Raw genomic sequence first — 20,266 nt, 5'->3', positions numbered from 1 at the left:
ACGAAGGAGCGAGCGATGTCGCACATCGAAACCATGCCCGAGGCAACTACCAGCACTCTTGTCCGAGTCGGCGATGAGCCGGCGACGTCTCGCCGAGTCGGCGGAGTGCGCGGAGTCAGGCGGGTCAGGCGCGGTCTGGTGCTGGCGCTGGCGTGCGCCGCCCAGGCGATTGTCGGCCTGGACGCGGCGATCGTGAACGTAGCGCTGCCGTCGATCCAGCGCGACCTCGGTGGCAGCCCGGGCACCTTGCAGTGGGTCGTTGTCGCGTACGGACTCTTGCTCGGTGGATTCCTTCTACTTGGTGGGCGGATGACCGATCAACTGGGCCGCCGGCGCGTCTTCCTCGCCGGCCTCGTCGTGTTCACCGGTTCGTCGTTCCTGGCCGGTGCCGCACACCACGCGGGACTGCTGATCGCGGCGAGGGCCGTACAGGGACTCGGCGCCGCGCTGATCGCGCCGGCGGCGCTGTCGTTGCTGGCCGTCACGTTCGCGGCCGGACCGGCGCGCAACCGCGCACTCGGCATCTTCGGCGCTGTCGGCGGTGCCGCCGGGTCGGTCGGCGTCGTCGCCAGCGGCCTGCTGGCAGCAGGTCCCGGCTGGCGCTGGGCGTTCTTCATCAACGTTCCGGCCGGTGCACTGTTCGTCGTGCTTGCATTGGTGTTCCTGGCGCCCGACCGGGCGGCCGACCGTACGAAGCGGCTCGACATCGGCGGCGCGACGACAGTCACGGGAAGCCTGCTGCTGTTCGTCTACACGCTGCACCACGCTTCCGGGCACGGCTGGTTCTCGGCTTCCACGCTGGTGTTCTTCGCCGCAGCCGTTGCGCTGCTGGTCGCGTTCGTTCGGATCGAAGCACGTTCGACTGCCCCGCTCGTGCCGTTGCAGACGCTACGCAACCGGACGCTGGTCGCCGCCAACGTCACCGGGTTCCTCACGTTCGGCGGCTTCCTCGCGTTCATCTTCGCCGGCTCGCTGCTGATGCAGCAGGTGCTCGGCTTCTCCCCCGCCAAGACCGGCGTGGCCTGGCTGGCCACGACCACCACGGTCTTCGTGGCCGCGATGGCCGGCTCGCGACTCGCCTCGCTGATCGGTGTGCGGTGGCTGCTGGTCGCCGGCCTGTCGTTGGTCGCGGCCGCCGCCTGGTGGCTGGCGCGCGTACCTGCCGATGCCGGGTACCTCGCCGACCTGCTGCCGGCGTTCCTGCTCTCCGGTCTCGGCCTTGGACTCTGCGGCCCGGCCATCCAGATCGGTGCGCTGGCCGGCGTCACCCAGTCGGCCGCGGGCCTGGCTTCCGGCCTCGTCGAGACTCTCCGCGAGATCGGCGGCGCGGCCGGCGTCGCCATCGTGGCGACCGTGCTGGTCACGGGCTCCGGTCTGGGGGGCTTCCACGCCGCGTTCGCCCTGATCGGCGGCCTCACCCTGCTCGGCGTGATCGTGGCCGCGGTCGGATTCCACGCCGGCGCCGCGCCAGAGCCGATCCCCACGAGTCGATCGCGGGTCCTCAGCTTGTGGCGGCCGCGGCGTAGAGCAGGCCGCCGGAACGGGTGAACTCGACCGGCTGACCGTTCAGCAGCACCTTGCTCGCGTTCGGCGCGGCGATGCCGATCGCCTTGGCCGGATCGGTCGAGGCGGTCAGCGCGTCACCGTCGATCCGGATGGTCGAACCGTCGGCGGAGTACGTGACCGCGAGGTCGTTGACCGCGGCCGGTGCCTCGAGCAGCAGGTTGCCACCCCGCTTGACCGTCGCACCGTCGTAGAGCGCGATCGACCGCGGCACTCCCCCGGCGGTTTCCTCGACGTAGAGCAGTTTTCCGTCGAAGCTGTAGGTGCCGAACGAACGCATGGCCTTGGTCGCCCACGACTTGTAGTACGTGCCGCGGCTGCCGTCGCCGTAGCGAAGGTCGAGCGCGGTCACCAGATCCGGAGACAGCGAGCCGACCGCGAGCCGGTTGACACGCGCCGCGCTGTCGGCCGGTCCGTTCGAGGCGAGCAGCAGCGTGTCGAACGTCGTCCGGCCCGCGACCTGCTTGACGTAGGAGGAGTACTTCGCGTCGCTGACGTGGTACAGGGCCGGCGAGTAGTACCCGTCGCGCACGGAGGCGCTGAGCCGCGCCGGATCCGCCGGCACGACGGTGAGGTTCGCGCCCGTCCCGAACGCCGTCACCGTCGCCTTCGACGTGCCCGCCAGGCCGAGCCCGGCCTCGGGCAGGAAGTGCCAGTTCTGCTCGTACCGGTGCACCCCGCTGTCTCTCGGCCGGAGCTGGTCGGACACCAGCCACACGCCGGAACGCAACGCCAGCACGGATCTGGCGTGCCACGCGCCCGCCGACGCCTCGGTGTTGCCGCTGATCAGGTCGAACGCCGGATTGGTGACGAAGTGCGTGATCGCGCCGGCCGCGGTGGAGTTCTGCGGCTTGTCGTCGATCTCGATCGTGTTGTGTGCCTCGGTGCTCTTGCGCAGCCACTCCGAGCGCGGGTCCGAGCTGTAGGTGTACGCGCCGGGGTCCACCAGCAGCTCGCGCCCGCCCGCGAACACCGACAGCGCCAGCTCGTCGGGGTGGCTGTGGTTGCCGCGGTCGATGTTGTACCGCAGGTACGAGTCGCCCGCGCCCCACCCGGACCGGGAAACCGCCACCCTGGTGTCGGGATACAACGCGGCCGTGTGCGCCGGCTTCGTTCCCGAGGCGCCGGATGTTCCGGCGTGGATCAGCTCGGCGTCGTCGAGCAGTTCGCCGAGCCTGCGCAGGACCGACCGCTGGTCCTGGCTCCCGCTGTCGCCGTAGTTCGCGGTGTAGCCGTTCGGCATGGTCTGGTCCATCAGGAAATGCCCGAGCTTGCGGAGCTTCTCCCTTGCGGGGAACGCGATTCCGTGCGCCTGCATGAGCTCGACGATCTCGATGTACTGGGCGACGTAGCCGCGCGCGTACGCACTGGTCGCCTCGCGGTACCCACCGTCGGCGTAGGTCGACTCGTCGAGCTGCTCGGCCAGGAAGTCCGCGGCGTTGGTACGCGCGTCCCCCGCGCTGGTGAACTCCGGAAGGTAGGTCGCGGCTCGCAGCAGCGCGAACTTCTGGGTCTGCATCCAGTTCGGGCTGCCGTTGACGTTCTCGCGCAGAAACGCGCCGGACCGGTACATCGTCTTCAGGATCCGCGTGTTCGTCTCGGCGTCCAGCGACGGGCTGGTACGCAGCACCTCGTACGCCGCCAGCCAGTTCTCCAGCCTGCGGGCGGTGTCGAGGCTGCGTGGGTAGGAGCCGGCGCCGTACGTGGTGTCGTAGCCGTCGGCGTCGGCGATGAAGTCGTGCATCAGGCCGATCAGCGCCCTGGCGTACTTCTCGTCGTGGGTGGTTTCGTACGCCGTCGTGAGCGGTCCGGCGAAGTAGAACCGCGCGAGCTGGTAGCCGTACTCCTTGTCGGCTCCGGCCGGCTGCAGCCAGTCGAAACCACCGGGATCGCCCTGCCAGGAGTAGGTGTTCTGCACGGTGGTGTTCCAGGTGCGCGTGCGCTCGTCGAACGTCTCGGCGTTGCTGAACAGCATCACCTGCTTGCCGGCCGCGTCCGCCCGGCCGGTCAGCGCGAGCTCGGCCCTGCGCACGCCGGAGAGACCGGCGAGGTCGAACTGCACGTACGCCTTGCGCGTCTCGGCCGTGAACGGTCCGGCACCCTGGTCGCGGACCCGCAGGAGCGTCTGCGCTCCGTACACCGTGCCGGTGTCGGTGCCGGCCTTGATATAGGTGTCGTCGGTGGCGACGAGCGTCCGTTGTGTGCCGTCCGCCAGCGTCAGCCGCAACGTGGGCCGGCCGGAGGTCTGCTCGCCGCTGTTGAGGTACGCGGTGGTGGCGTCCTTGGTCCTGCTCATCAGCAGGAAGCCGGCGGACCCGCCGCCCGCGCCGGTGACGGTCCCGGTGACGTCGGCCGTCAGCGTCGACGCCGTGGTGCCGAGGCTCAGCGTGGTGAGGTAGACCTCGCCCGAGCCCAGCGTCCAGATGTGGTCGGGGGTCAGCTCCTTCGCGCCGGGCCAGTCGCCATGGCTGAACTTCCCGGCGTCGTTGGCCGGCCGGCTCCGGTAGTAGGCGAGCAGCTCCTGCTGAGCCTTCGCGTAGTCGCCGCTGTCGACCGCGGCCTTCACCCGGCTGAGCCCTGGCGTACCGGCGTAGTCCAGCAGCCCGAAGAACTCCGCGTCGGACGGGCCTGCCAGATCCAGCGACGTGGAACCGGCCCACGCGCCGACCGTCCCTGCGAGCAGAGCCACCGCCGTTGCCGCCGCGAACACAGTGGCGCGCGTACGTGCGAGCATGCCGATCCCCCAAACCTTCCTGCCGGATCACGTGAACCGGGCGCCGAGCCTAGCGGCGCGAACGGCAGGGCCGCGGCGCCCGGACAGCGATCAGAAAGCCACCGGAAAGCTCAGGTCCACTCGGCGACGCGGAACACGGTTACGTGAGGCACCAGGTCGTGCCGGTGCAGTGCACGTACGGCTCCATCGCCCAGCCGCTCTCCTTGTAGGCCACGGCCACGCCACCCTTTGAGAACTCGACCGAAAAGTGGACGTGGTTCGCCGCCTGGGCAAGACCGCCCGTTTGGACCGGATCCGGCTCGGGCAATCGGCCCCTGGAGACCGTGACGGTCGCCCCTAGCTGTGGACCTGGTCCGCAACGCAGGATTGCCGAGTGCGTCCGGGCGACCGTTCGCACCTAACCGATGGCGAACGGCGGCTGGTGGAGGCGCGGACATGGATGTGCTCGATCTGGCGCGATGGCAGTTCGGGATCACGACGGTCTATCACTTCTTCTTCGTACCGATCACGATTGGCATGTCATTTCTGGTCGCGGGGTTTCAGGCAGCGTGGGTCCGCACCGGCAACGAGCGTTGGCTGCGGCTGACGAAGTTCTACGGCAAGCTGTTTCTGATCAACTTCGCGATGGGCGTGGTCACCGGCATCGTGCAGGAGTTCCAGTTCGGCATGAACTGGAGTGACTACTCCCGCTTCGTCGGCGACATCTTCGGGGCGCCCCTTGCCATCGAGGGCCTCCTGGCGTTCTTCCTGGAGTCGACGTTCCTGGGTCTGTGGATCTTCGGCTGGGATCGGTTGCCGAAAGCGGTCCACCTGGCCTGCATCTGGCTGGCCGCGATCGGGACGGTGTTGTCGGCGTACTTCATCCTGGCCGCCAACTCCTGGATGCAGTGGCCCGTCGGCTATCACTTCAACGAGGCGACCGGCCGGGCCGAACTGAACGACTTCGGTGCCGTCCTCACCAACAAGGTCGTGCTGGTGACGTTCCCCCACACGATCCTCGCCGCGTTCCTCACCGCGGGTGCGCTGGTCGCCGGGATCGCTGTGTGGCACCTGGTCCGGCGGCCGGGCAGGAACACTGCGGAGTTCAGGTCCGCCGCCAAGGTCGGTGCTGTCGTCACGATCGTCGCGATGGCAGGGGTCTTCGTCAGCGGCGACATCCAGGGCAAGATCATGACCGAGACACAGCCGATGAAGATGGCTGCCGCCGAGGCGCTCTACGACACCGAGCAGCCCGCGAGCTTCTCGCTGTTCACGATCGGAACGCTGGACGGCTCGGAGGAAGTCTTCGCCATCAAGCTTCCGAGCGTGCTGTCCTTCCTCGCCACCGGCAGCTTCGACGGCAGGGTCGAAGGCATCAACAACCTGCAGGCGGAGTACGAACAACGCTTCGGTCCGGGCTCGTACAAGCCGAACATCCCCGTGACCTACTGGACGTTCCGGCTGATGATCGGCTTCGGGAGCCTCGCGGCTCTGATCGCGCTGCTGATCCTCTGGTCAGTGCGTTCCAGGGGCGGGAAGGAGCGGACACCGACGTCCCGATGGCTGCTGCGAGCCGCGCTGGTCATGCCGTTCCTGCCGCTGCTGGCGAACTCCTTCGGCTGGATCTTCACCGAGATGGGCCGGCAGCCGTGGATCGTCTTCGGCCTGATGCAAACGTCGGCGGGCGTCTCGCCCGGCGTCAGCACCGGTGAGGTCATCACCTCGCTGGCGGTGTTCACCGTGCTGTACGGCGTGCTGGCCGTCATCGAGTTCGGGCTCCTGGTGAAGTACGCCAAGGCCGGCCCACCCGAGGCCGACGACCAAGAGCCGAGCGGCGAGTCCGACGAACTCGCGTTCGCCTACTGAGCTCTCCAACCTTCACAGGCAAGGGATCTGACGTGGAACTGGTAACCGTCTGGTTCATCCTCATCGCCGTCTTGTGGGTCGGCTACTTCGTCCTCGAGGGGTTCGACTTCGGTGTCGGCATGCTGCTCCCGATCCTCGGCAAGGACGACACCGACCGTCGCGTGCTGATCAACACGATCGGCCCGGTCTGGGACGGCAACGAGGTGTGGGTGCTCGTCGCCGGCGGCGCGACGTTCGCGGCCTTTCCGGAGTGGTACGCGACGTTGTTCTCCGGCTTCTACCTGCCGCTGCTGCTGATCCTGGTCGCGCTGATCCTGCGCGGTGTCGCGTTCGAGTATCGCGGCAAGCGGCCGGAGCGGCGCTGGCAACGTCGCTGGGACGCCGCGATCGTCTTCGGCTCGGCGCTACCCGCCTTGTTGTGGGGCGTCGCGTTCGCCAACATCGTGCGCGGCGTCGAGATCGGCAAGGACTCGGAGTTCGCCGGCAACGTCCTCGACCTGCTCAACCCGTACGCCCTGCTCGGCGGGCTGACCACGCTCACGCTGTTCGCCACGCACGGAGCGATCTTCCTCGCGCTGAAGACCACCGGCGACATCCGCGCGCGGGCCAACGCACTGGCCGGGTGGCTCGGGCTGGTGGCCGCCGTCGTCGCGGTCGCGTTCCTGCTGTGGACGGCGTTCACGCGAAGCGCCAACGGCTCGCCGCTCGTGGCGGCGGTGGCGGCGCTCGCGTTCGTCGGGGCACTGGTGGCCAACCGGCTGGGCCGGGAGGGCTGGGCGTTCATCGGTACGGCGGTCACGATCGGGTTCGCGGTCTGCTCGCTGTTCCTCGCGCTGTACCCGGACGTCATGCCGTCGACGCTCGACCCGGCGTACAGCCTGACGGTGCACAACGCCTCGTCGACCGGCTACACGCTCACCATCATGACGTGGGTGGCGGTCGTGTTCACGCCGATCGTCCTGCTCTACCAGGGCTGGAGCTACTGGGTGTTCCGGAAGCGGATCGGGCGCGAGAGCATTCCGGCGGTGCCGGCCGGATCGGGCGTCGAGGGCTCGGCCGGCTGATGGGAACGGTCGACCGCAGGCTCCTGCGGCATGCGGCGGCGAGCCGGACGTTCCTGCTGCTGTCGGCGGTGATCGGCCTCGCACAGGTCGTTCTCGTCGTCGTGCAGGCCCTGCTCCTCGCGCGCGTGATCGCGGCCGTGTTCGCCGGAGGTGCCGGACTGGGCGAGGTGGCCGGTGACCTGACGGTGCTGGCGGTCGTGTTCGGTGGTCGCGCCCTGCTGGTGTGGGTCTCCGACCTGGTCGCGTACCGCGCGTCGGCTGCCGTCAAGTCGATCTTGCGGCTACAGCTGATGGAGCAGGTGACGCGGCTCGGGCCGCGCTGGCTGGCCGGCGAGCGCAACGGCGACCTGGCGACGTTGGTGCTGCGCGGGACCGATGCGCTGGACGCGTACTTCGCTCGTTACCTGCCGCAGCTCCTGCTGGCCTGCCTGGTTCCGTTCACGTTGGTGGCCTGGCTGCTCGCGACCGACTGGCAGAGCGCGCTCATCGTTCTGGTGACGTTGCCGCTGATCCCGGTGTTCATGATCCTGGTCGGCCAGGCGACGAAGGAACGGATCGACCGGCAGTGGGACACGCTGCAGTCGCTGACGCACCACTTCCTCGACGTATTGTCCGGGCTCGGGACGCTGAAGGCGTTCGGGCGTTCGCGGATCCAGGTCGAGACGATCCGGCGGCTGGCCGAGCGGCAGCGCCGGGCCGGGCAGGCGACGCTGCGGCTGGCGTTCCTGTCGGCGCTGGTGCTCGAGGTCGCCGCCACGCTCTCCGTCGCACTCGTCGCCGTCTCGATCGGGCTGCGGGTCGTGGACGGGACGCTCGGCTTCGAGACCGCGCTGTTCGTGCTGATCGTCGCGCCGGAGGCGTACCTGCCGTTGCGCCAGGTCGGACTGCACTATCACGCGAGTGCGGAAGGGCTGGGCGCGGCGGAGCGGATCTTCGCCGTACTCGACGAGCCCGGCCGGCCGGCGCGTACATCCGGCGCGGCGGTCGAGCTGGTGCCCGGCCGGACGGTCGGCCTGGTCGGGCCCAACGGTGCCGGCAAGACCACGGCACTCCGGCACCTGCTCGAACAGGTGGGGCCGGAGCGGGTCGGCTGGCTGCCGCAGGACCCGTGCCTGTTCGCGGGCACGGTGGCCGGCAACATCCGGCTCGGTGACCCGGCGGCAGGCGATGCCGCGGTGGACCGAGCCGCGCGGATCGCCCAGATAGACGTGCCGCTCGACCGCCTGCTCGGCGAGCGCGGCAACGGACTGTCGGCCGGGCAGGCCCGCCGGGTCGCGCTGGCCCGAGCGCTGCTGAACGATCCACCCGTACTCCTCCTCGACGAGCCGACGGAGGGCGTCGACACGCACACCGAGCGAGCCATCCTCGAGGCACTCCGCGACATCACCCATGACCGGACGGTCGTCCTGGCCACCCATCGCCCAGCCCTGCTGGAACTCTGCGACCACATCGTGCACCTCGAGCAAGCGCCGCCGACGGCGGTGGCAGCATGAACGTCAGGTGGCTGGCCCGGACGGCCGGGCCCGAGGCGTGGCGGCTGGTCGCGGCCGCGCTGGTCGGGTCGGCGGCTCAGGGTTGCGCGATCGGGCTGACGGCCGCGGCCGCCTGGTTGATCGCCCGGGCGGCGCAGCATCCGCCGGTGCTGTACCTCACCGTGGCGATCGTCATGGTGCGCGCGTTCGGCATCGGGCGGGGCGTGCTCCGTTACTGCGAACGCCTGGTCGGCCACGACGCGGCGTTCCGGGTGATGGCACGTGGGCGGGTCGAGGTCTACGCAGCGCTGGAGCGCACCGCGCCGGCAGGCCTGGGCAAGCTGCGCAGCGGCGACGTCTTCGCCCGGCTGGTGAACGACGTCGAAGCGGTGCAGGACTTCCTCGTCCGCGGCCTGCTGCCGATCGCCGTCGCTGTGTGCACCGGTGCGGCATCGGTGCTGCTGCTCGGCGCGATCCTGCCGGCGGCCGGCCTGGTCCTGCTGGCCGGGCTGCTCGTGGCCGGCGTGGTCGCACCGATGGTGACGCTTGCCGTCGCCGCGCGTACCGAGGCGCGAGTCGCGCCGGAACGAGGGCAGCTCGCGATCCCCGTACTCGAGCTGCTCGACGGAGCAGCCGACCTGGCCGCCTTCCGGGCCAACTCCCGTTGGCTGGAACGCGTTCATGCCCACGACCAGGCGCTGACGGGACTGTTCCGGCGCGCGGCCCTCGGCACGGGTCTCGGCAACGCACTCGCGACCGCGGCCCTCGGCGCAACGGTCGTCGCCGAGCTGCTGGCGGGAATCCCCGCGGTGCGGTCGGGTCAGCTGCCGCCGGTCTGGCTGCCGGTCATCGCGCTGGTTCCGCTCACGGCGTTCGAGCTGACCCTCGTACTGCCGAGCGCTGTGCAGCACCTCGTACGTGGCGGCCGGTCCCTCGATCGCCTGCGGTCGTTGAGCGTGCCCCCACGGCCGGCGGCCGCGGCGGGAACGCGCGACCTGCCGCCCGGGCCGGTGGAAGTCCAGCTCGAGCACGTCGACGTGCGCTGGCCGGACGCTCCGGCCAACGCAATCCACGACATCAACCTGACCTTGCCTCCTGGTAGCCGTACCGCGCTGATCGGCGAGAGCGGTGCCGGCAAGACCACGCTGATCGCCGCCCTGCTGGGATTCCTGCCGGCGGAGAAGGGCACCATCCGGCTGGCCGGCGTGGAGCTTCCGCACCTCACCGAGGCGGCGCTCCGGCGCACGGTCGCCGTGTGCCAACAGGACGCCCACCTGTTCGACACCTCGATCCGCGACAACCTCCGGATCGCACACCCCGACGCGAGCGACGCGGAGTTGTTCCGGGTGCTGCGCCAGGTCAAGCTGGCGAACTGGGTCGAGCAGCAGCCGGACGGCCTCGGCACCCTGGTCGGCGAGCGCGGCGTCCGCCTGTCAGGCGGCGAACGCCAGCGGATCGCGCTGGCCCGCGCCCTGCTGGTCGACGCTCCCGTCCTCCTGCTCGACGAGCCCACCGCCCACCTGGACGAGGCAACCGCGGCCGCCTTCGTACACGACCTGCTCGCCGCGGCAGCCGACCGCACCGTCCTGATGGCCACCCACCGGCTCGACGAGCTCGCCGCCTTCGACGAGGTCGTCGAGGTATGGCGGCGATCGACGGGTGCCCCCGGCCAGAGCCGAGGGCACCCGTCCGCCGCGATCGGCCACGATCACAAGAACGTTCAGTCGTCCCTGTCATCGTCGTCGAAGTGGTGATGCTCGTCGGTCAGGTCGATCGTCGGCAGGATCACCCCGCGCACCGACACCAGCAGCGTCGGCCGCTCGCGACGCCGGAAGATCACCGTGCGGGTGTACGTGCCGTCGGTGTTGACCGGCGGCGGCACCTTGTTCTTGACGTGCTCGAACACGGCGTCCCCTCGGATCGACCAGATGACGACGTTGTCGAAGCCCGGGCCGAGCAGTTCCCGGAAGTCGTCCTGTGGCGTGATGGTCACCTTCACCGCTGTGAAGCCGGGCGGCTGGTCCCGCAGCTTCTCCTGGCGGATCGTCGTCCGCTTACGGCTGATGCTGACGGCGGCCAGCGTGGACTGGTCCAGCTGGTGGTTGAACGGTTTGTTGGCGGCGTCCACACCACTGACGAACAGCGTCCAGTTGTATACGCCGTCAGCGTTCACCTTGTCGAAGGTGTTGGTGTAGATCCCGTCGCCGTCGACGTCGTGCAGCTCGCTGGAGCCGTCGACGAACAGGCCGCCCGGGTCGGGATTGCAGCGGGGCAGGCCGTCCCAGTCGTACTTGGCCAGCACCGCCTCGATCATCGCCTGCCGAGGCGCGGGCTGGTCCTCCCCACCCATCCGGCGCTGCTGCCGTTGCAGGTCGTCGGCATCCAGGGCAGAGAGCAGCGAGCCGGTGCCCTCGGCGGGTGCGTCGAGGACGGCCCGCACGGTCGCACCGAGCACGGGCCTGGCGTCGTTGCGAATCTCCACGGCCAGCTTCATCTCCTCGCCGGTGAGATAGCTCTTCTTGTCCAGCGACAACGCGGACTTGACGTGCAGGTCCTCGAACGCGATGACGTCCTCCGGCACGATCGGCTGGGCCGTCCCGTTGTTGAAACGCCGGATCCGCCAGGTCGCGCTGCCGTCGTCGCCGAACGCGCTCGCGTTGGGCACGCCGATGTAGAAGTGCCCCTCGAACTCGATCGCGTTGATGCCCTGGACCTGGAAGTCCTGGCCGTCGAACAGCGCGATCTCCACCGCGTCGATCACCTCGGTGGGTGCGGCGTCGAGCTTCTTCAGCACGGCCACGCCGAACCGTTGTGCCTGGGTGGTGTCGAAGAAGACCTCGGTCGACGAAGGCGGATCCGTGTCGACCCGGTTACGTCGCGTCTCCAGCTTGTTGGCTTCCTGCGAGTCGCTGAACATCGTCGCGTAGCCGTTGATGAGGTTCGAGACGTTGAGAGCGGCAACGAAGTGCCTCCTGGCGACCAGGGCGTCGAGCACGGGGAAGTTCGGCGCCGACCCGAGAGCGATCGTGTACAGGTTCAGTGCACCCGAATTGATGATCTCGCGGATGGGGGCTTCCTGCTTGGCCTGGTCGAACGTGATCGGGTTGCCGCCCAGCGGATCCGGACCGGGACTGATCTTGATCCGCCCGCAGTTCTCCTCTCCGTCGGACATCAGCGCGACGGTGAAGTGGACGTTCGGCGGGAATCCCCGCTCCTGCAGCTTCTGCAGGCCGAAGTACAGGCCGTCGCCGATCGGCGTGGCGTTGTTGGGTAGGCCGAAGACCCCCGGCCCGAGGTCGCCGCTGGCCACCTTGTCGGGAGAGTCCAGCGGGATCACATCGGTGATGAACGGCGGGCCCGCGGGATCGGAGCTGCGGAACGTTTGGAGGGGATCGGAGAAGACGGTGACGCCGATCAGATCGTCGGCGTTGACCCCGGCGCGGAACTCCCCGAAGAAGTTGATGAAGATCCGGGCCGCGGTCTTGGCGTTGTCCCACCGGTGCTCTGCACCCATGCTGCCGGAACGGTCGAGGATGAGCTGGACTCGCTGCGGCCGTGCGTTGATCGTCGAGTTCGCGGTGCCGCGGTTGGTCAGGAGCGCCGCGCCGCCGATGTTCGGGAACACCACGTCCACCGTGAACGGCACCGGTGTCGGCGCGTACACACCCGGAAGCGGAACGGGCTCGTCGAACTCGTCGACCAGCTGATAGGACTGACTCGTCTGGGGTTGCGACGGCAGCCCCAGGATCGAGATCGGGGCGTCGAACCCGAACCGGTACGTCGGCACCGGCGCCGGCAGCACGATCAGCCCGTTTGCCGTGCTCGTGTTGCGTACGACAGTCGGCGTCGCAGACGGCCCGACGGCGTTGTTCGCCGTCAGGGTCAGGAGCTCCTTCTCCAGCAGGCTGCCGGGCAGGCCGTTGTAGGAGGCCACCGGGTCGCACACGAGCCTGATCACGCGGGAGATGACCGCGTTGTCCACCGTGTAGGCCCAGGCGACCGGACCGCCGGCGGAAGTGCGGATCTCGTAGTGCTCGTTGAGCACCCCGGCTTCGGACGGGTCCTGGATGTTGCACGTGAGCGACGTGATGCCGCCGGCGCTGCTGCTGGACGCCCTGACGGCGCGGCCCGGGATGCTGGTGTCGTCCACCCGCCCGGGGGTCGCGGCCAGCGCGATGAGATCCAGCGACCCGCCGGGTGCGGTGATCCGGGCGAACTCGATCGCCAGCCCGGCCGGCGCGGGGTCGGGGAAGGAGATCGTGAAGTTGCGCGCGATGTCGTTGAAGTTGAGTTGGACGTTGGCCACGAACGCCTTGGAGCCCGCGATGTTGTAACTCGGCTCCAGCGGGGTGTTCGGTTGGATGGCTGGCATGGTGTCTTCTTTCGGATGTGCTGATCGCTAGATGGCGGTGACGATGCGTTTGGCGAAGAGGTCGAAGTTCCCTGGCCCGGGCCGGTCGCTTCGCCAGAGGACCCAGATCCCCTGTCCTGGCGCGAGCACCGGGTGCGGGTTCTGGTCGTTGAACGGGTTGGAGATCACCTGCTGAGCCGAGCCCCAGACCAGTGAGGCGGGGTCGCGCCGGCGCAGGAAGATTTCGTTGCTGGCCGCTGCCACGGGCCGGGTGGTCAGCAGGAACACCGTCCCGTTGGCGTCCCGGGCGACGGCGGGCTGGATGTCGGCGTTGCTGTTCGGGACTGTGACGATGTCTGTTGGGTCGGTCTTCCAGGACCCGTTCGACGCGTTGACGACCTTGATACCGGTGTCCTTGTAGAGCACCATCGCCTCGGTGCCGCTGACGCCGACCACGAACGGCTCTGATCCGGCCAGTGGCGCGGGGATGATGTGGTCCACGGCGGAGGAGGAGTTGGCCGGTGCGGTGGGTGTGAGCCGGCCCATCGTCATGGTGTTGGTCGCGTTCGTGACGTAGGCGAACCACACCACTCCCCCAGCCGCCGCAGCGTGCAGGCCGCCCGCGACACCGGTACCCGCGGGGGCCGGGAGCGCCACCGGAGCGGTGTCAACGAAGGTGTTGTCGGTGTGCCGGTACCGGCGGAAGAACCAGGTGTCGGAGTTGTCCTGCCGGATGAAGAACGTGACGATGTCGCCGGCGAGCACGCCGAACGGTGTCTCGTCGGCCGTGCCCGTGGTCGCCGAGAGGATCTGCTCCGAGGCGCCGGGCAGGCCGGAGAGCGTCGCGCGCTTGAACACCACGTCCGTGGGACCTTCGCCGAGCGCACCGTTCTGGTACGCCACGAGAAACTCACCGTTGGGCAACGGCACTGCGGTCGGTTGCTCGTGGGTCGTGCCGCTCGTGATCGGGACCGCAGGCAGGAAGCCGGTCCCGGGCGTGGCCAGGTCGATGCGCGTACCGAAGATCTGGTTCACACTGCCCACCCGCGGCGAGGTCCAGAATGCCGCCAGCCCGCCGAGAGTGTCGAGCACGAACGCCCTGCGGATCTGGTCCGAGCCGGGTGCGGGTGAGACCGGCAGGTCCTCGGTGGTGGGCAGCTGTCCGGCCAGAAGTGCGTTGACGGCGTCGCGGATGCTGATCGGCGGCCGGCCTATCCCGGCACGATAGTCGTACGGGTCGGTGCCCAGCACGTCCTCGACCAGGCTCGCCGGCGGCATCAGGAGCCGGCGCTGGCGGGCGTCGACGATCTGCCGGTCGGAGATGGTCGCCTGGCCGCCGATCCGGTTGATCAGTGCCAGCGTGGCGTACGAGTGACCGGTCAGGCGTGCCTCCGGTGCCGATGCGGGGTACGCCCGCACGACCCACTCGCGGCGGGTGCGCGCGCACGTCTCCACGCCGAGCCCGGTGTGCACGAGCGACGGATCCTCGTCCGGTGTGAGCAGCCGCTCCCACACGTCTATCTCCACGAGGATCTGGACGTCGGACCCCGGCGTGGTCAGCGGTGTGATGACCGGCACGCCGAGCCTGGCCGCCAGTGCGGACGAGCCCGGCTGGTTCGCATGCAGCGGTTGCGCCGAGAACAGCAGATCCGTTCGCAGGATGACGTCCAGGCCGTCGACGATGAACCGGCCGACCTGGCGTAGCGCGGTCTCGACGTTCGGCAGCGTTACCGTCGGGCCCTGCTGGCCCGCGCGGATCGTGACGTCGTTGGAAAGCCCGCCGGTGATCCGGTAACCGTCGTTGCCGTCTGGCACTCCGTCGCCGACGTACCACTTCAGGAACGCGCGCAACTCGAACTTGCGGATGTCGTCGAGCGTGTTCACGTCCGCGTCCACCACGGGCACACCCTGCTGGAGCCGGACGTTGACGTGCGCGAGCAGCGGATCGAACGTGCTCGGCGTGATGGTGGCCATGCGATCGGGCTCCTAAAATCGTTCGGTTTCCGCGGTCACCGCAGTGGTGGCCGGCGCGTGCACCAGCGCGGACTGGTGAGGTCGTCGAAGGTCCCGGCCGGGTCGGCCGCGGTCGCCGCGGCGGCGGTCCGCTCCAGCCCGCTTGGCGTTGGCCGGACGACGATGCGGACGTTGACCGGGACGAACCGGCTCAGCACAGCCCGCAGCCGTTCGGCCATGCTCTCGTCGGGCGGCCCCGAGCCGGCCTGCGTGAAGTACAGGCCGACCGTGCTCCGCGTGTAGACCTCGGCGTCGGTCAGCGGCGGCTCGGCGAGCTCTCCCGCCGGCCGGTGTGGCGTGTAGGCAACCAGGTCGTCCAGCGCGCCCAGCCGGTCCAGCCGATCCGCGTCGGTGAGGACGACAGTCGTCGAACCCGAGTAGCGGTGCAGCGTGCCGGCGTCCTCGAACCGGCTGGCGCCGGCGCCAGCTCCGGCGAGACCGACCGAGCGATCGCTGCGATGCAGGAGCCACTGCTGGCCGCCGACCGTGACGGGCGCCGGCCAGGTGTCGGCCGGCGCGCCGGCGGTGACCACCGCGGCGGAACCTCCGATCGGGATCGACCACAGGTCCGGGCCGCCGGAACGGTCGGAACGGAAGAACACCCGAGGCGGCAGGCCGGGCCGGACGGTCAACCCTGGTTCGCGATCCCCCGCCGTCGTGGCGGCCGGCACCGCGGTCAGCGCCGCCTCCGAGCCCCACGCTCCACCGGCCGGCTTGCTGCGCTGCCGCAACGACCAGGCAGCGCCGCCGACGAAGCCCTGCCGCGCCCACACGGCCCAGATCCGGCCGTCCGGGTCGCGGCCGAGGCTCGGCTCGCGGCTCGACAGCGCTCCACTCGAGAGCGCCTCGTCGCCCGCCCAGACGCCGCCGTCGAAGCGGATCGTGCGGACCTGCCAGGCCACGCCGTCGTGTCGTGCGTACGCGAGCTGCACGCCGGCTCCGTCGGCCGTGGCGGCCAGGTCGGCGATCCGCCCGTTCGAAACGGCGGTGAGCGGCTGAACCGCACCCCAGTCGATGCGGTCTCCCCAGTCGCCGGTGGCCGTGTGGTTGGCCGGGCCGAACCCGAGCGCCGCCGCTGCCGTGGAGGCCGCCAGGTCGATCGTCAGGCCCGCGTCGCCGCCCACGCCGAGCGAGGTCAGCCGCAATGCTCCACCCGGAGCGGCGTCGGCCGTGACGACCGCTGACAAGCGTTCGTTGACGACCGCCACGACGTCGGTGATGCTCGGCGCGTCGGGATCGGCGAAGTCACCACGGGCGAACTGCGCGCCGAACGCACGGCCTCCAGCGTCCCGCAGCAGCAGGAACGACCCGTGCCGCAAGGCGAACGGCGTACCGCGATCGCCGACGAGGACGGCCGGCGCCGGCTGGTTGGTGGTGCCGACCGCGAACCGGATCTGCGAGTCCGGCGTTCCATGCCGGGCGACCCACGCCAGCAGGATCCGGCCGGGCTGCCCGCCACCGGCCGGCGGCAGGGCGGCGGCCGCCGGCTCGCTGCCGTTGAAGACGGCTACCGAGTCGCCCCACTGTCCGCCGCGATACGGCTTGAGGTGGATCCGTCCGATCGGCGCGGCCGGCAGGAACGGCGAGCCGGAGAAGTCGTTGACGGGCACACCGAGCTCACCCGGCACCGGCGGCCGCGGGAACGCCTGCCCGGACACCACCCGCCGGGCGGCGCGATCGTCGGCCGGCGCGAGTGGGTCGGAGACCGCGTGGAACAGCCGGAACGACGCGCTGCTGGCTCCGGGTACGACGGCTATCCGGCCACGTGGCGCGTGGTCGAGCGTCACCAGGCTGGTCTCCGCGGCATCGACGCGAAGCGTTCCGGCGGGCGCGTCGAGCCTCAGCCGTCCGTTGTTCAGCGCGGTCACGGTGACGTCCTGGAACTGCCGGTTGAGCGCGGCGGCCACCTCGGCCGTGGTGGCCGCGGCCAGGTTGACCGCGTCGGTGACGGCGAACCGCGCGGCGACCGGTCCGGCCGCGTCCGTGCTCACGGTGAACTCCAGGCCCGCGCTCAGCGGGAACGGTCCGGCGACCGTACCGGTGACGCTGGCGAGGCCCTCACCCGTGTTGGGCGGAGCGAAGCCGAGCAGGTCGGCGGCGTCGCGCGCCGCCAGCCAACCGCTGCCGGCCTCGCGCAGCGCGAAGACGTTCAGCTGCGGCGCGTGCTGCGACCGGCCGATGTGCTGGGCGTACTCCGCGACGTTCACCTGCGAGCCGGTGTAGCGGGTGACGATCGAGCGCAGGTTCGGGACCGTGCCGACCGTACGGTAGAGCCCGGTCGCCGCCCGGATCTCGTTGCGCTGCTGGTAGATCGGCAACGTGCGGTCGGTACGCCAGTCGACGAACGCGGCCAGCAGCGGCAAGTACTCCGGCGGCACGCGGTCGATGTCGCGCAGCTGGCGCAACCCTTCGGCGGTCGAGCGCATCAGCCCGAGCGGCGCGGTCGCGGCAGCGAGGTAGCGGCGCAGCTGCCCCGCATCGCGCAGCGCCGGCGGCAGCGCGCCCAAGCCCGCCTGAACGTCAGGGCCGAGCGCGTGTACCTCGTCCGGCCGCAACGGCCGGTCGTCGCGCTGGAGCACGGCGGGCAGCAGCCGGTAGAAGCGCTCGCTCAGGCCGTAGTCGTCGGTCGCGAGCGCACTCGCGCGCGATCCGTCGCCAGTGTGGAAGTCGGTGCCGTCGAAGGCGAAAACCGTGTAGTAGAAGCGGGTCAGCGGTGTCAGACGGGTGTCGGTGAGCGCCTGGACGACCGGGCTGGACTCGCCGTACACCAGGTCGCCGTCGTCGGGATCCAGCGGGAACGTCCGCTCGCGGCGAACCACGCGGACACCGGCCAGGGAGCCTCCGCCGAACGCGGAGGCCGGCGGGTTGGTCCAGGTCAGCTCCACGCTGTGGCCCAGCAGGCTCGGCACGGCCCGGGCACCGGTCGGTTCCCGGCTCATCGGCTCACCCCGCCCTCGATGACCAGCTGGATCGTCTCCGGGTAGCCGGCTCTGGGCAGCTCGAACGGCTCGAGCTCGATCACGCCGTCGGCGTCCACGCCGCCGTCCGCCGTCCGGCTGAACTGCGTGACGGTCAACGACGCCACCTGCGGCAGGCTCTGCAGGGCGTCGTAGACCCGGCTCAGGAACAGCGACTGGCCGAAGTCGACGACGTCGAACGCGATCAGCCCGGCCGTGGCCGCGGTGACGGCGGCACGCACGTCGTCCTGCAGGAAGAACGGCTCGGCCCGGATCGTCGCGCGCAGGAAGATGTCGGCGGGTTCGGGACCGAGCACGCGGATCACGCTGGTCGCCATCCGCGACTCCTCGAACGCGGCCAGCAGGTCGCGCCGCAGCAGCTCCGGCGGCTGCTCGACCCGCCCGCTGGGCGCGACGTACAGCAGCACGTCGTTCCAGTTGAGCGCGACCGCGCGGGCCTTGCCGACGCCCGGCGTTCGCAGTGCGAGCTCGACGTAATCGTCGGCGGTGACCGCGCGGTCCTGCGCGCGGAACAGCCGGGGCGCGAGGTCGCGGCCTGTCTCGATGGTCTCGGCGACCGCTCCCCCACTGCCTCCGGCCGGCGCGACGATCCGCCGCAGCGCGCTGATCGACGACGTGAACGTCGTACCCGGCAGGACGTTGCCCTGCGGACCACCTCCGACGCGGTAGGTCGCGTGCACCTCCACCTGGTCGAGACCGCTGCCCTTCGGCGGGATCGCGCCGTTCACACCGTCGCCGAACAGCAGCGAGACCGTGCCGTCGGCGCCGCGCTGGACCATGAAGCCGCGCTCGACCGGACCGACGGCCGCCAGCGTGCGCACCTCGTGCCAGAACGTGGATCCGCCCGGCCCGGTGACCGTGACCGAGATCGACTTGGCGATCACCGGTCGCTTGCCGAGCTGGTAGAGCTGGTTGGGGCTGCCGTCGGAGCTGCCGAGCAACCCGTTCGCGACGGTGCTCCCCTCCACGGCACTGACCGGCAGGAACCACCGCAGGTTGTCCTCGATCGTCGGGCCGAGGACGGCGGCGGTGAGCGTGACGTCGCGGACGGACTCGAACTGGATCCGCTCACCCGTGTCGTCTGCCCGGTCGGGGGTGAGCTGTGCGGCGAACGCCGTTCCGGCGGGAATCGTCAACGGCAGCGCCTGTCCGGCGTCGACAGCCACCGCCAGCTCCACCGTCGCCGGCGGAGCCGGGCGGAGCTCGTGCCCGAGCAACCGCAGCAGCTGAACCAGCGACTCCGGCTCGTCGCTGGTGGCCGGGAACAGCTGCGAGGCGATCCGCGACTGGTAGTAGAGCGTGATGTCGCTGGCGTACGCGAACAGCTCGATCAGCAGCACGCCCAGGTCGTTCTCGGTCTGGTCCGTCCACTCGGGGAGCGTTTGCCGGGCGATCGTGAGCATCGACTCGCGCAGCGCGTCGTAGCCGAGGTTGGTGTAGTCGATGGGAAGCCCGCGTACCTCGCTCATGAGGACCTCGGCAAGGTGAGCGCCACGTGCTGCGCCAGCTCGTTGGAGTCGATGGCGTAGTCGAAGGTGACGGTGAGTTCGGATTCGTTGTGGGTGAGCCGGATCGGGCTGGTGAGCCGCGCCAGCGGGAGATGGTTGCGCAGCGCCTGCTCGATCTCGTGCCGGATCAGCGTGCGCAACGTGTGGTCGTTGGGCTGCTGCAACCGCTGATGCACACCACCGCCGTACGAGCGGCGCAGCACCCGCTCACCCAGCCGGGTCGAAAGCAGCTGCCGGACGTCGTCGGACACCTTGGCCGCACCCGTGCTCTGCCGGACGTGTCCGTTCTCGATCCGGAACGGCATGGACATCCCCCGAAGCGTGGTCATCGCACCTTGCCTTTCAAGCTCGCCGGCGCGGCCGGAGTGGAGCCCGGCACGGTGAGGTTCGAGATCGCGTTCTTCAGCGTCGCACCGGAGGCGGGCAGCGCCGGATCCCAAGCGGTGAAGGCGGTCTTGAGCCCGGCGTCGAACGCGCGCAGGGCGTCGACCTCGTCGCGCAGGTCGGTGACGAACTGCCAGAACGCCGAGTCCTGAGCCGCCGCGGAGATGGTCTCCGCGTCGATCGTGAGGATCCTGAAGACCGCCTCGCCGAGCGCGTCGAAGTTCGGCCGCACCTGGTCGCTGTCGACGTTGGCGCCCGCGGGCGGATCCATCGCGTTCAGCCGCACACGCATCGCCTCGCGCAACTCGGTCGCGCAGGTCGTCTTGTCCGTTCCCAAACCCATGGCCGTCTCCC

Annotated in this window: 12 protein-coding genes; 5 read left to right on the top strand and 7 right to left on the bottom strand. The window is 70.0% G+C overall.

The features are described from left to right. Positions 1-15: 15 nt before the first annotated feature. Positions 16-1,548, top strand: a complete 1,533-nt coding sequence (locus ACYVF6_RS42025; RefSeq protein ID WP_460531168.1) for an MFS transporter — start codon at positions 16-18, stop codon at positions 1,546-1,548. Here the strand turns inward: ACYVF6_RS42025 and ACYVF6_RS42020 are convergent. Then, the gene (locus tag ACYVF6_RS42020) at positions 1,502-4,297 is read right to left on the bottom strand and encodes a heparinase II/III family protein (RefSeq protein WP_460531164.1); all 2,796 of its coding nucleotides are present in this window, start codon (positions 4,295-4,297) and stop codon (positions 1,502-1,504) included. The two genes, ACYVF6_RS42025 and ACYVF6_RS42020, sit on opposite strands and share 47 nt — an antisense overlap. Before the next feature lie 435 nt (positions 4,298-4,732). Between ACYVF6_RS42020 and ACYVF6_RS42015 the strand changes: the two genes are divergently transcribed. From ACYVF6_RS42015 to cydC, 4 genes are read left to right on the top strand one after another with little or no spacing between them, the layout of a single operon-like run. Then, the gene (locus ACYVF6_RS42015) at positions 4,733-6,142 is read left to right on the top strand and encodes a cytochrome ubiquinol oxidase subunit I (protein ID WP_460531161.1); all 1,410 of its coding nucleotides are present in this window, start codon (positions 4,733-4,735) and stop codon (positions 6,140-6,142) included. A gap of 32 nt (positions 6,143-6,174) precedes the next feature. After that, positions 6,175-7,206 carry a cytochrome d ubiquinol oxidase subunit II gene (cydB, locus tag ACYVF6_RS42010; RefSeq protein WP_460531158.1) on the top strand — a complete coding sequence of 344 codons (1,032 nt, stop codon included), beginning with the start codon at positions 6,175-6,177 and terminating at the stop codon, positions 7,204-7,206. Next, entirely contained in the window at positions 7,206-8,699 is a 1,494-nt protein-coding gene (locus ACYVF6_RS42005; protein ID WP_460531155.1) for an ABC transporter ATP-binding protein/permease, read from the top strand. The genes cydB and ACYVF6_RS42005 overlap by 1 nt, the downstream gene beginning before the upstream one ends. Then, complete coding sequence (gene cydC / locus ACYVF6_RS42000) at positions 8,696-10,432, top strand: amino acid ABC transporter ATP-binding/permease protein (RefSeq protein ID WP_460531152.1); 1,737 nt, start codon at positions 8,696-8,698, stop codon at positions 10,430-10,432. The genes ACYVF6_RS42005 and cydC overlap by 4 nt, the downstream gene beginning before the upstream one ends. On the opposite strand, the gene ACYVF6_RS41995 is transcribed toward cydC, so the two are convergent. From ACYVF6_RS41995 to ACYVF6_RS41970, 6 genes are read right to left on the bottom strand one after another with little or no spacing between them, the layout of a single operon-like run. Further along, entirely contained in the window at positions 10,399-13,050 is a 2,652-nt protein-coding gene (locus tag ACYVF6_RS41995) for a vWA domain-containing protein (protein ID WP_460531149.1), read from the bottom strand. The two genes, cydC and ACYVF6_RS41995, sit on opposite strands and share 34 nt — an antisense overlap. 27 nt (positions 13,051-13,077) lie before the next feature. Then, on the bottom strand, positions 13,078-15,003 hold the full coding sequence (locus ACYVF6_RS41990) for a DUF6519 domain-containing protein (protein WP_460531146.1): 1,926 nt from the start codon (positions 15,001-15,003) through the stop codon (positions 13,078-13,080). A 35-nt stretch (positions 15,004-15,038) separates the two neighbouring features. Beyond that, entirely contained in the window at positions 15,039-17,981 is a 2,943-nt protein-coding gene (locus ACYVF6_RS41985; RefSeq protein WP_460531143.1) for a phage tail protein, read from the bottom strand. Continuing rightward, positions 17,978-19,489 (bottom strand): baseplate J/gp47 family protein, encoded by a 1,512-nt coding sequence (locus ACYVF6_RS41980; RefSeq protein WP_460531140.1) that lies wholly within the window; start codon positions 19,487-19,489, stop codon positions 17,978-17,980. Before ACYVF6_RS41980 ends, ACYVF6_RS41985 begins: the two co-directional genes overlap by 4 nt. Continuing rightward, positions 19,486-19,857, bottom strand: coding sequence for a GPW/gp25 family protein (locus ACYVF6_RS41975; protein ID WP_460531137.1), 372 nt, complete (start codon positions 19,855-19,857; stop codon positions 19,486-19,488). The genes ACYVF6_RS41980 and ACYVF6_RS41975 overlap by 4 nt, the downstream gene beginning before the upstream one ends. Continuing rightward, a complete protein-coding gene (locus ACYVF6_RS41970) occupies positions 19,854-20,255 on the bottom strand; it encodes a hypothetical protein (protein ID WP_460531134.1) in 402 nt (133 codons plus the stop codon). The genes ACYVF6_RS41975 and ACYVF6_RS41970 overlap by 4 nt, the downstream gene beginning before the upstream one ends. Positions 20,256-20,266: the final 11 nt, after the last annotated feature.

This window comes from Flindersiella endophytica (assembly GCF_054779015.1).
The sequence above is the reverse complement of the archived record's forward strand: the minus strand, read 5'-3'. Positions and strand labels throughout refer to the sequence as shown.